This window comes from Ruegeria sp. BC2 (assembly GCF_056539245.1).
Map to the genome: position 1 here is coordinate 1 of NZ_JBQFUQ010000003.1, position 11,956 is coordinate 11,956.

The 11,956-nt window shown below is 60.7% G+C and carries 10 protein-coding genes; 7 read left to right on the plus strand and 3 right to left on the minus strand.

Going from position 1 to position 11,956, the window contains the following annotated elements; genetic code table 11:
- The 6 genes from ACR0CU_RS13295 to ACR0CU_RS13320 all read left to right on the plus strand — a co-directional run.
- Positions 1-680, plus strand: a 680-nt coding sequence (locus ACR0CU_RS13295; RefSeq protein WP_480643210.1) for an ABC transporter permease, incomplete at its 5' end; no start/stop codon positions are given.
- Positions 681-692: 12 nt separating this feature from the next.
- Complete coding sequence (locus ACR0CU_RS13300; RefSeq protein WP_170341315.1) at positions 693-1,622, plus strand: ABC transporter permease subunit; 930 nt, start codon at positions 693-695, stop codon at positions 1,620-1,622.
- Between the two features lies 1 nt (position 1,623).
- Entirely contained in the window at positions 1,624-3,429 is a 1,806-nt protein-coding gene (locus ACR0CU_RS13305; protein ID WP_170448242.1) for an ABC transporter ATP-binding protein, read from the plus strand.
- A 218-nt stretch (positions 3,430-3,647) separates the two neighbouring features.
- Positions 3,648-4,541 carry a UTP--glucose-1-phosphate uridylyltransferase GalU gene (galU, locus tag ACR0CU_RS13310; RefSeq protein ID WP_093963131.1) on the plus strand — a complete coding sequence of 298 codons (894 nt, stop codon included), beginning with the start codon at positions 3,648-3,650 and terminating at the stop codon, positions 4,539-4,541.
- 72 nt (positions 4,542-4,613) lie between these two features.
- Positions 4,614-6,050 carry a mannose-1-phosphate guanylyltransferase/mannose-6-phosphate isomerase gene (locus ACR0CU_RS13315; RefSeq protein WP_170448244.1) on the plus strand — a complete coding sequence of 479 codons (1,437 nt, stop codon included), beginning with the start codon at positions 4,614-4,616 and terminating at the stop codon, positions 6,048-6,050.
- 255 nt (positions 6,051-6,305) lie between these two features.
- Positions 6,306-7,382: a DUF2793 domain-containing protein gene (locus ACR0CU_RS13320; RefSeq protein WP_170448246.1), complete on the plus strand. Its 1,077-nt coding sequence runs from the start codon at positions 6,306-6,308 to the stop codon at positions 7,380-7,382.
- 33 nt (positions 7,383-7,415) lie between these two features.
- Here ACR0CU_RS13320 and fcl read toward each other — a convergent pair whose 3' ends face one another.
- Together fcl and gmd are read right to left on the minus strand one after the other, a co-directional pair.
- Positions 7,416-8,393, minus strand: a complete 978-nt coding sequence (gene fcl, locus ACR0CU_RS13325) for a GDP-L-fucose synthase (protein ID WP_170448248.1) — start codon at positions 8,391-8,393, stop codon at positions 7,416-7,418.
- 10 nt (positions 8,394-8,403) lie between these two features.
- Entirely contained in the window at positions 8,404-9,528 is a 1,125-nt protein-coding gene (gmd, locus tag ACR0CU_RS13330) for a GDP-mannose 4,6-dehydratase (protein WP_170421430.1), read from the minus strand.
- Positions 9,529-9,689: 161 nt separating this feature from the next.
- Between gmd and ACR0CU_RS13335 the strand changes: the two genes are divergently transcribed.
- Entirely contained in the window at positions 9,690-10,994 is a 1,305-nt protein-coding gene (locus tag ACR0CU_RS13335; protein WP_170367380.1) for a UDP-glucose dehydrogenase family protein, read from the plus strand.
- Between the two features lie 37 nt (positions 10,995-11,031).
- Here ACR0CU_RS13335 and ACR0CU_RS13340 read toward each other — a convergent pair whose 3' ends face one another.
- Positions 11,032-11,910 carry a phytanoyl-CoA dioxygenase family protein gene (locus ACR0CU_RS13340; RefSeq protein WP_170367381.1) on the minus strand — a complete coding sequence of 293 codons (879 nt, stop codon included), beginning with the start codon at positions 11,908-11,910 and terminating at the stop codon, positions 11,032-11,034.
- Between the last annotated feature and the right edge of the window lie 46 nt (positions 11,911-11,956).

An 11,956-nucleotide genomic window follows, 5' to 3' on the forward strand; every position in this document is an offset into this window, starting at 1 on the left:
TCAAGGACCGCGACGTGAACGACATCATCGCGCAGGGCTTTCCGATTTCGCTGACCTACGGGATGCTGTCCTTCCTCGTGGCCACGCTGGTGGGCGTCAGTTTGGGCATCGCCGCCGCGATCCGCCACAACAGCTGGATCGATTATTTCGCCGTGGGTCTGGGCATCGCCGCCCAGGCGCTGCCGAACTTCATAATGGGTCCGATCCTGATCCTGACCTTCACCCTGTGGCTGGGCTGGCTGCCGGGCGGCGGCTGGAACGGGGGCCAGTGGCAATACCTGATCATGCCCGTCATCGCGCTTGCGACCTCGTACATGGGCTCGATCGCGCGGATCACGCGTTCGTCGATGCTCGAAGTACTGAATTCGAACTTCATCCGCACCGCGCGGGCCAAGGGCCTGCCCACCCGCACCGTGATTTGGCGCCATGCGCTGAAACCCACGCTGCTGCCGGTGGTGTCCTATCTGGGGCCGGTTTTCGTCTATGTGCTGACCGGGTCGGTGTTTGTTGACATCTACTTCTCGACCGGTGGGCTGGGGCAGGCCTATGTGGGTTCGGCCTTGTCACGCGACTATGCTGTGCTGCTGGGGGTCACGATCCTCTATGGCGTTCTGACCGTTCTGGTGAACCTGCTGACCGACCTGGCTTATGCCTGGTTCGATCCGAAAATCCGTTACTGAGGGGGCTGGCAAATGCTTGGAAAATCTCAGAAAGCCGCCCATCTGGCCGAAGACATCACCGATTACACGGTCATTCAGGGACGTTCGCTTTGGCAGGACGCGCGGATGCGTTTTGTCCGCAACAAAGCCGCCATGGCCAGCGTGTTCATCCTGGGCCTGATCGTTTTGTTCACGATCATCGGGCCCTACTTTGCCGTCTGGAGCAACGAAGAAATCGACTGGAACGTCATGGGCGACGTGGCCGGCATGGGGATGCCGTCCATCGAGACAGGGCATTATTTCGGCGTCGACGATTTGGGGCGCGACCTGTACAGCCGGGTCATCCAGGCCACCACCACCTCGTTGCTGGTGGGTCTGATCGGGGCGGCCACCGCGCTGATCGTGGGCACGTGCTATGGCATCGCCGCCGGTTACATCGGCGGACGCGTCGACGGCGTGATGATGCGCTTCGTCGACATCCTGCTGGCTATTCCGGCCACGCTGGTCATCATCCTGCTGCTGGTCGTAGCGGGGCGGTCGTTCTTCATGCTGTTCATCGCGCTGGGTGCGGTGGGCTGGCTGACCATGGCGCGGATCGTGCGCGGCCAGACCCTGACCCTGAAAAACCGCGAGTTCATCGAGGCCGCCCGCGCCGCCGGTGTCAGCGAGTTCACCATCATGTACCGCCACATCCTGCCCAACCTGCTGGGCGTGGTGATCGTCTATGCCTCGCTGCTGGTGCCCGAGATGATCCTGACGGAAAGCTTCATCTCGTTCCTGGGGCTGGGGATCTCCGAGCCCTATACCTCGTTGGGTCGTCTGATCGCCGAGGGCGCCGGAACCATGGGTTACGGCACGTTGTGGCAACTGATGTACCCCCTGGCATTTTACGTCACAATCATCATAACGATGTTCTTCATCGGCGATGGCCTGCGTGACGCACTGGATCCGAAGGACCGCTGACATGAGCCTGCTTTCCGTAAAGAACCTGAGCGTTCAGTTCGACACGCCCGACGGGGTGGTCGAGGCCGTCAAGAACATCAGCTTTGACATCGCGCCGGGTGAATGCCTGGGCATCGTCGGCGAAAGCGGGTCGGGCAAAAGCCAGACCTTCATGGCCGCGATGGGGCTGCTGCCGCCGGCGGGCCGGGCCACCGGGTCGGTGCTGCTGAACGGGCAGGAAATTCTGAACCTGCCCGTGGACAAGCTGAACCAGATCCGGGGCGATGACGTGGGCATGATTTTTCAGGACCCGCTGACCGCCCTGACCCCGCATTTGCGGGTCGGCCAGCAGATGCGCGAAGTCTTGCAGGTGCACGAAGGCCTGCAGGGTTCGGCCGCGCGGCAACGGTGTCTGGAATGGCTGGACCGCGTGCGCATCCCCGAGGCCGCGCGCCGTCTGGACCAGTTCCCGCACGAGCTGTCGGGCGGGATGCGCCAGCGGGTGATGATCGCCATGTCGATGCTGTGCAATCCCAAGCTGCTGATCGCCGACGAACCGACCACCGCGCTGGACGTGACCGTTCAGGCCGACATCCTGGACCTGATGGTACGTCTGCAAAAGGACGAGGGCACGGCCATCGCCCTGATCACGCATGACATGGGCGTCGTGGCCCGCATGTGCGACCGGGTGCAGGTCATGCGCCTGGGTGAGTTCGTCGAGGCCGGTGACACGCGCGAGATCTTTCACGCGCCCAAGCACGACTATACCCGCACGCTGATCGAGGCCATGCCCCGCATCGACGCAGGCGACGCGCCCAAGGCGGTGGAGACCGACGCGGCGCCGCTGCTGAAGGTCGATGACGTCAAGGTGCATTTCCCGATCCACGTTCCGGGCGGCATCTTTGGCCGCAAGGTGCCGTTGAAGGCGGTGAACGGCGTCAGCTTTGACATCCGCAAGGGTGAAACCCTGGGCGTGGTCGGTGAATCTGGCTGCGGCAAGTCCACTCTCGCCCGTGCCGTGCTGCAGTTGATCGAGCCGAGCGACGGGAATGTCAGCTGGCTGGGTCATCCGATCGTCGGGTTGAAACGGGCCGAGCTGAACAAGTACCGCAAGGATCTGCAGATCGTGTTCCAGGACCCGCTGGCCAGCCTGGACCCGCGAATGACGATCTCCGCCTCGATCGCGGAACCGCTGAAAACCTATCGCCCCGACCTGACCGAGCGCGAGCGCAAGCAGATGGTCGCCGAGATGATGGAACGGGTCGGCCTGAACGCCAACATGATCAACCGCTACCCGCACGAGCTGTCGGGCGGACAGAACCAGCGGGTGGGCATCGCCCGGGCGATGATCAACAAGCCCAAGCTGATCATCTGCGACGAGGCGGTCTCGGCGCTGGACGTGTCGATTCAGGCGCAGATCGTGCAGCTGCTGAAGGAACTGCAGCAGGAATTCGGCCTGTCGATGATCTTCATCAGCCACGACCTGTCGGTGGTGCGCGCGGTGTCGAACCGGATCATGGTTCTGTATCTGGGTCGCATCGTCGAGCTGGGCGATGGCGAGGTGATCTGCGCGAACCCGGTTCACCCGTACACGCAGTCGCTGATCTCGGCGGTACCGATCCCGGACCCGGATGTCGAGCGCAGCCGCCAAAGGCTGAAACTGCCGGGAGAGTTGCCCTCGCCCATGGACCCCAAGGCGGCGCTGCGGTTCCTGCCCAGCCGTCTGGCGGCGGGTCAGACCGACTATGTTCCCGCGCTCAGCGAGATTGCGCCCGGGCACTTCGTGGCCGAGCATGATCCGCTGGAAGCGATCATGGCAAACGCTTGATCCTGTCCCCGAAGCCGGACAACCGGCTTCGGGGCGCTTGCCCGTTAGGGCAGTGTTATTGGGACTGGGTGTTTTGACTTTGCCATAATCAAATGGCACCCTTCGGTCGTTTTCGGCCTGTTTCTTCGGGCATCATTGATTGATCCGGTTTCGCAGCCTAAGAGGAAGCCCCGGATGCACCACGTCCGCCGGCTAAGTTTTTGAATTTGAGAGGTCACATGTCACGCAAGGTCACCAAGGCGATTTTCCCTGTCGCAGGATTGGGCACCCGGTTTCTTCCGGCAACGAAATCCGTTCCGAAGGAAATCATGACGCTGGTTGACCGGCCTCTCGTTCAATATGCCATCGACGAAGCCCGCGCTGCGGGTATTACCGAGTTCATCTTCGTCACATCACGCGGGAAATCGGCGCTCGAAGACTATTTCGACCATAATCTCGTGCTGGAGCAGGAGCTGAAGGCCAAAGGCAAGGATGATTTGCTGGAGGTTCTCGAGAACACCAACATGGAAAGCGGTGCTATCGCCTATATCCGCCAACACAAGGCTCTGGGGCTGGGACACGCCGTCTGGTGCGCCCGCCGTCTGATCGGCGATGAACCCTTTGCGGTCATGCTGCCGGACGACGTTATTGCGGCCGACAAACCCTGCCTGCAGCAGATGGTCGAGGCTTATGAGGAAACCGGCGGCAACATGGTCGCCGCGATGGAGGTCGCACCCGAAAAAACCAGCTCGTACGGGATACTGGACGCCGCCGACAGTTCCGGCAAGGTGATCCGCGCCCGCGGCATGGTTGAAAAGCCCAAGGCCGACGAGGCTCCGTCGAACATGGCGGTGATCGGTCGATATATTTTGGGGCCGTCGGTGCTGTACAACCTCAATCAGATGAAGAAAGGCAGCGGCGGGGAAATCCAGCTGACCGATGCCATCGCCGAAGACATCGGCAACGGTGTCCCGGTTTTCGGATACCGCTTTGATGGTCAACGCTTCGACTGCGGATCAAAAGCGGGCTTCCTGCAGGCCACCGTGGCCTTTGCCCTGGCCCGGAATGACCTGCGCGACGACCTGAGCGCCTATCTGAATGATATTGTTGCCACAGGTCGGGCTGCCCAATAAGCGGCGGTCCTTCACCCACCCTGTGATGACTGCGATAAAACGTCAGAAAACCAGCCGAAAAGCCCATTCGTCATGACCACCATCTATCCTGTCATTCTGTGCGGCGGCTCCGGAACCCGGCTTTGGCCGCTGTCCCGAAAAAGCTATCCCAAACAGTTCGTGCCTCTGGTCGGCAACAGCAGCCTGCTGCAGGACTGTGCGGACAGGATGCGAGGGCCCAAGGACGCACCGTACGCCAAGCCCCTGATACTCACCAATGAATCGTTCCGCTTCATCGTCACCGAGCAGCTTACCGCCATTGGTGTCGACCCCGGTCCGATCCTCATTGAACCTGAGGGCCGCAACACGGCTCCGGCGGTCTTGGCGGCCGCGCTTTACCTGTCGAAGGTAGACCCGGATGCTTTGATGCTGGTGGCGCCGTCCGATCACGTCGTTCCCGACAAGTCCGCGTTCCACGCGGCGGTTTCGCAAGGTGTGACCGCCATCGCGAGGGACCGCCATCTGGTGACGTTCGGGATCACTCCGGACCGGCCGGAAACCGGATATGGATATCTGAAGCTAAGCGCTGCGCCCGACGCGACAGGTGATGCGGTCGCATTGGACCATTTCGTTGAAAAGCCCGATCTGGATCGGGCCAAGGCCATGATTTCCGATGGCAGTTACCTGTGGAATTCCGGCATTTTCCTGTTTGCGGTGCGCGACATCATCGCTGCGTTCCAGGATCATGCACCCAACTTGTTGCCGCCGGTACAGACTGCCGTCGAGGACGCGAAGGCCGATCTTGGCTTTCTGCGACTGGATGCATTGGCCTGGGGGAAAGTCGAAGACATTTCGATCGACTACGCGGTCATGGAACGGGCCAAAAACCTGAGCGTTGTTCCCTATGCCGCCGGCTGGTCGGATGTCGGCAGCTGGTCGGCCGTCCAGGAGCTGAGCAGCCCCGACGAAAACGGCGTTGCGACCACCGGTGAGGTGACGACGATCGACTGTAACAACGTGTTGATCCGGTCCGAGTCAGCCTCCCAAGAAGTCGTGGCCATGGGGCTCGAGAACATGATCGCTGTGGCCATGCCAGATGCCGTTCTGGTGGCCAGCATGGACAAGGCACAGGATGTCAAACAGGCCGTGGCCTCCCTGAAGGCCAAAGGGGCACCGCAGGCTGAAGCTCTGCCGGTCGACCATCGCCCTTGGGGCTGGTTCGAGAGCCTGGTTGTGGGCGATCGATTCCAGGTCAAACGGATCCACGTAAACCCCGGCGCGGCCCTGAGCCTGCAGTCCCACCACCACAGGTCCGAGCATTGGATCGTCGTGGAAGGTACCGCCAAGGTCACGATCGATGACGAGGTTCGTCTGGTCAGCGAAAACCAGTCTGTCTACATCCCCCTTGGCGCGGTTCACCGCATGGAAAACCCCGGCAAGGTGCCTATGGTCCTGATCGAGGTTCAGACCGGCGCCTACCTCGGAGAGGACGATATTATCCGGTACGAGGATGTCTACGCCCGCAACTGATCGTGGCTGAACATCGCGGCTCTGATCACCAACGGTTCGCTCTTTGGGCGTACTGGATAGAATCAGCTGACCGACCTCCATCGCAAGACTATCCACAGCCGCCCCAAAAGGGCGGCTTTGTTTCGTATTTGGAAATCCACAAGTAACCAAATCCTTTTTGTTCCGTTCGCACGTGAAAGCAGGGATTCACCCCATCCGCGGCAGGGTGGCGCGCAGCGAATTCCGTGAATCGATGGCCCAAGGAGGATCCCGCCCGTGTCCCAAAACACCCCCCGTTTGAATCTGCCGTTTCTGCAACCCTCACAGGCGCAAAAACACGTTACCCACAACGAAGCGCTGCAGCAGCTGGACCTGATCGTGCAGCTGAGTGTTGTGGCTCTGGATGAAACCATTCCACCTGCGGCGCCAGATCAAGGCGCCATCTACGGCTTGGGGGCCAGCCCGACAGGCGCCTGGGCGGGGAAGCCTGGCCAGCTCGCGGCTTGGTTGGACAATGCTTGGGTCTTTGTCACTCCGGCAAACGGATGGCGCGTTTGGGACCAAGCCAACGCCGCACTCAAGGTCTGTGACAACGGGGGGTGGATCGATCCGCCGGTCAATACTGCGAACCTTGCCGGTGTCGGGATCGCAACCGGATACGATCCGACCAACCGCCTTTCGGTTCGGAGTCCCGCCACATTGCTGAGCCATGACGGAAGCGGCCACCAGGTGAAGATCAACAAGGCAAGCGCGACTGACACGGCCTCCCTCCTGTTTCAGTCCAACTGGACCGGCCACGCCGAGATGGGCCTTGCAGGCAGTACCGATTTTTCCATCAAGGTTTCACCGGACGGAGGCTCTTGGACCGAGGCGGTGCGCGTGGATGCCACATCGGGAACGATCAGTGGCGCGGCCGTTCAAGCCACCCCTGAAGATGTAACACCCGGACGGCTGATGCGAGCCGACTACGGATATTGCCCCGGCAACCTCGTGGGTCCGGTGACGCAGTCTGGCGGGACCCCGACCGGCGCAGTGATCGAACGCGGCGCAAATGCTAACGGCGAATTCGTTCGTTTCGCGGATGGAACCCAGATCTGCACCCTCGCGGCGAGTGCGGTGGCCTGTACTGCCGGTATGGGGCCACAGTTTGCAAGCGCCCAGAATACTTGGACTTTCCCCGCGCCTTTTGCTGTGGGCAGCACCGCGGCCTTGAGCGGCAGCGGTAATGCTCTGGGACGGTTCATCAGCTTCGATTTGCCATCCGAAACGCAGGTAGAGTGGCAAGTTCTGTCCGTGGTGTCCGATCCGGCAGCGATAAGCCCGACAGTCGCAGCCATCGGCCGCTGGTTCTGATCACCGAACGCACCCGGTCTTTGGGCCGGGTGCCTATTTGGCCCGCAGGTCGTCTGCCGATTGATCAAGGAACCAAGCATAGGTCTCGCGGATACCATCTTCCAGCTCTATGCGTGCCTTCCAGCCCATCTTGGCCAACCGGGAAACGTCCATCAGCTTGCGCATCGTGCCATCTGGCTTGGTGGTGTCCTGCGTGATCCGGCCGGTATATCCGGTGATTTTGGCGATCAGTGCGGCCAGCTCGGCAATTGAAACGTCCTGCCCGCAGCCCACATTTATGTGGCTCAGCATGGGTTGTGTATTGGCCTGATACACGTCCTGCGGCAAATCCATTACGAACAGCGATGCCTCGGCCATGTCATCGACATGCAGGAACTCACGCCGCGGCTTGCCAGTTCCCCAGATCACCACTTCGTCCAACCCGTCGCGTTTGGCTTCGTGGAAGCGGCGGATCAGTGCTGGCAGAACATGGCTGTTCTCAGGGTGGAAATTGTCTCCCGGCCCATACAGGTTGGTCGGCATGACCGACCGGTAGTCGACCCCGTGCTGGCGGTTGTAGCTTTCGCACAGCTTGATCCCGGCGATCTTGGCAACCGCATAGGGTTCGTTCGTCGGCTCCAAAACTCCCGTCAGCAACGCGTCTTCACGCATCGGCTGCGCTGCCTCACGCGGGTAGATGCAGGAACTGCCCAGCTGCAGAAGACGCCGTACGCCGGCCGCAAAAGCCTGATGGATCACATTGCACTCGATCATCAGGTTTTCGTAAATGAAATCTGCAGGATACGTGTTGTTTGCGTGGATCCCGCCCACCTTGGCAGCGGCCAGGATCACTACGTCTGGGCGCTCGGCCTGCATGAAGGCGCGGACGGCCGTCTGATCCGTCAGATCCAATTCGGAATGGGTTCGGGTCACCAGTTCAAGCGCCTCACCATCAGCCTGGCGCGCCTTGAGCTGGCGCAGGATTGCGCCGCCAACCATACCACGATGTCCGGCGATGTAGATCTTGCGCATTTCTGCCTCCTCAGCCGTTTTCCAGGCTGACCGGCAATTCGAACCCGTGCTCTTTCAACAAGGCGTGTCGCTTGGCGGTTTTGAGGTCTTCCCGCACCATCTCTGCGCACATTTCCTGCACGGTCAGCTCCGGCTCCCAACCCAATTTGGCCTTGGCGTTCGACGGGTCACCCAGCAGCGTCTCCACCTCGGCTGGGCGGAAATACTGCGGGTCGATCCGCATGATCACGTCGCCGGGTTTCAGCGCTGGGGCGTTGTCGCCGTCGATCGCCGTCACCGTTGCAACCTCGTCCACACCGCTGCCCGAAAACTCCAAGGTGAGCCCAAGCTCGGCCGCCGACCATTCGATGAATTGCCGCACGGAATACTGCTTGCCGGTGGCAATAACGAAATCCTCGGGCTTGTCCTGCTGCAGCATCATCCACTGCATCCGCACGTAATCCTTGGCATGGCCCCAATCGCGCAGGCTGTCGATGTTCCCCATGTAAAGGCACTTCTCCAAGCCCTGGGCGATGTTGGCCAGACCACGCGTGATCTTGCGGGTGACAAAGGTTTCGCCGCGGCGCGGGCTTTCGTGATTGAACAGGATTCCGTTGCAGGCATACATCCCGTACGCCTCACGGTAATTGACCGTGATCCAATACGAATACAGCTTGGCCACCGCATAGGGCGAGCGGGGATAGAACGGGGTCGTTTCGCGCTGCGGAGTTTCCTGGACCAGCCCGTAGAGTTCCGAAGTTGACGCCTGATAGAACCGGGTCTTGTTTTCAAGTCCCAGGAACCGGATCGCCTCAAGCAGGCGCAGGGTGCCGATGGCATCGACATCCGCAGTATATTCCGGAGACTCGAAGCTGACGGCCACGTGAGATTGGGCGCCCAGGTTGTAGACTTCGTCGGGCTGAACCTCCTGAATGATGCGGGTCAGGTTCGAGGTATCGCTCAGATCGCCGTAGTGCAGCCGCAGCTTCGGATCAGGCTCGTGGGGGTCCTGATAGATGTGGTCGATCCGCTGGGTGTTGAACGAGGATGCCCGACGCTTGATCCCGTGAACCTCATAGCCCTTTGCCAACAGAAATTCGGCCAGGTAAGACCCGTCCTGTCCGGTAACTCCAGTGATCAGCGCTTTTTTGGTCATCAGTTTGTTCCACCAGTTTCATGGACGCCCATTTGTCGCCCCAAAAACAGCAAGATGTCATGGAATGCAACCCGAGGCCACTGTCAGGCATTGAAACCGGCGGAAGTTTCTCCGAATGTGTGGCCGCCCGAGGTGGCATTGGTAACAAGGGAATTTGAATAATGCGTATTGCGATGATCGGCACCGGATATGTGGGTCTGGTGTCGGGTGTGTGCTTCTCGGATTTCGGTCATGACGTCATTTGCGTCGACAAGGCCGAAGCAAAGATCCAGATGCTGCAGGACGGAAAAGTTCCAATCTACGAACCGGGGCTGGATGTTCTGATGGCCAAGAACGTGGCCGCCGGCCGGCTGAGCTTTACCACCGATCTGGCGAATGCGGTGAAGGGCGCGGATGCCGTCTTTATCGCCGTCGGGACACCAACCCGCCGCGGCGACGGCCATGCGGATCTGACCTATGTGATGGCAGCGGCCGAGGAAATCGCCCATGCGATGGATGGCTACACCGTGGTGGTGACCAAATCCACGGTTCCGGTCGGGACCAACCGCAAGGTTCAGGAAGTTGTCGCGGCGGCAAACCCCAAGGCAGACTTTGATGTCGCCTCGAACCCGGAATTCCTGCGCGAAGGCGCTGCGATCGACGATTTCATGCGTCCTGACCGCGTCGTTGTAGGGGTCGAGAACGACCGCGCCGCCGAGGTGATGGCCGAAATCTACCGCCCACTTTACCTGCGCGATTTTCCGATCCTGACCACGGATCTGGAAAGCGCCGAAATGATCAAATATGCGGCAAATGCCTTTCTCGCCACCAAGATCACGTTCATCAACGAAATCGCAGGTCTGTGCGAGCGGGTCGGTGGCGACGTCAAGGAAGTGGCGCGCGGCATCGGCTTGGATGGGCGCATCGGAAACAAGTTCCTGCATGCCGGCCCCGGTTACGGCGGATCATGCTTTCCCAAGGACACCGCGGCGCTTGCGCGTATCGGACAGGAACATGCCTTTCCAATGCAGATCACCGAAACCGTCATGCGCGTGAATGACGAGGTCAAAAAACGCATGATCGAAAAGATCCGCGAAGCTTGCGACGACAGTTTCAACGGCAAGACCGTGGCGGTTCTTGGGGTGACTTTCAAACCCAACACCGACGACATGCGCGACGCTCCATCACTGACCATCGTGCCCGCCCTGATCGGTGGCGGCGCCAAAGTTCGCGTGGTCGACCCTCAGGGCCGATCCGAGGGTGAGGCTCTGCTGCCGGGTGTAGAGTGGGTCGAAGACCCGTATGCCGCTGCCAAGGACGCGGACGCAGTGGTGCTGTTGACCGAATGGAACGAGTTCCGCGCGCTGAACCTGACGCAGATGGCCGCTGAGATGAAATCTCCACGCATGGTCGACCTGCGGAACATCTATTCACGCGACAAGGTCAAGAAATCTGGTTTCGAAACCTATGTCGGGGTTGGGCGCTAGGCGTCCAATCCCCTGGCCTTTGGGTTTCGAACCCGGCTCAATCATAGAGCGGAACGGTGGCCTTGGCCCCAGCTGCCAGCGCCTTGCCCAGATCGCGGCGCACCTGTTCGTACAGGGCAAGCGACTCGTCGGAAAACAGGGTGGCGGGCGGATCGACATGGATGAAGTTTCCCTGCCGGTCCTCTCCGCGCGCGACCATCGCGTAGTCGCGGTCCGCCACCAACTGCTTCGCATTCGGGCTGATATAGCGGATGGCCATCCCGATACGCCGATCGTCCGACCGGTTCGGACCCGAGCCATGAATGGTCAGCCCGTGGTGCAGTGACATCTGCCCGGGCGCCAGTTCGATATGGGTTTTGTCTTCCTCGGCCACTTCGACCGCAATCTCCTGCCCGCGCGACAGCAGGTTGGTCTCGGAATAGGTATCATTGTGCGGAAGTATTGGGTTCTTGTGGCTGCCCCGGACAAAATCCATGCAGCCGCTTTCCACGGTTGCCGGCGACAGTGCCAGCCAGGCCGTAACCTGATCCGGGGTCTCGCCCATCCCCCAATAGGTCAGGTCCTGATGCATGCCAACTGTCTGGACGGTGCGCGGTTCTTTGATGAAAAACTCGGCCGACCAGATCATGATGTCCGGACCCAAGACGCCTTCGACGGCATCCAGTATACGCGGATCCATGGCCAGTCGCGCCGCCAGAGGCATGACGAGGTGTGAGTTCACGCGCTTGTAGGTATTCAGCGGCAGAGGCAGATCGGCGGCCATCCAGTCGCGTTCAATCTGCTCGAGTTCCGAGCGCACCTGCGCGGGCTCGTCAGCAGACAGAATATCCAGCGGAAACAGGAAGCCGTCTTCCCAGTATTGCGCTGCTTGCGATGGGGTCAGTTTGTGCCGGGCCAGGTCTTGGATGTCGGGCATGGGTGCACCTTTTCGGATCGGTTCACGCACAGCCTAGCCGAACCGG

Excerpts from the sequence above, each read along its gene's own strand:
- fcl (WP_170448248.1), bottom strand. The coding sequence starts at position 8,393 with ATGCGCAAGATCTACATCGCCGGACATCGTGGTATGGTTGGCGGCGCA.
- ACR0CU_RS13315 (WP_170448244.1), top strand. The coding sequence starts at position 4,614 with ATGACCACCATCTATCCTGTCATTCTGTGCGGCGGCTCCGGAACCCGG.
- galU (WP_093963131.1), top strand. The coding sequence starts at position 3,648 with ATGTCACGCAAGGTCACCAAGGCGATTTTCCCTGTCGCAGGATTGGGC.
- ACR0CU_RS13300 (WP_170341315.1), top strand. The coding sequence starts at position 693 with ATGCTTGGAAAATCTCAGAAAGCCGCCCATCTGGCCGAAGACATCACC.
- ACR0CU_RS13340 (WP_170367381.1), bottom strand. The coding sequence starts at position 11,910 with ATGCCCGACATCCAAGACCTGGCCCGGCACAAACTGACCCCATCGCAA.
- gmd (WP_170421430.1), bottom strand. The coding sequence starts at position 9,528 with ATGACCAAAAAAGCGCTGATCACTGGAGTTACCGGACAGGACGGGTCT.
- ACR0CU_RS13305 (WP_170448242.1), top strand. The coding sequence starts at position 1,624 with ATGAGCCTGCTTTCCGTAAAGAACCTGAGCGTTCAGTTCGACACGCCC.
- ACR0CU_RS13335 (WP_170367380.1), top strand. The coding sequence starts at position 9,690 with ATGCGTATTGCGATGATCGGCACCGGATATGTGGGTCTGGTGTCGGGT.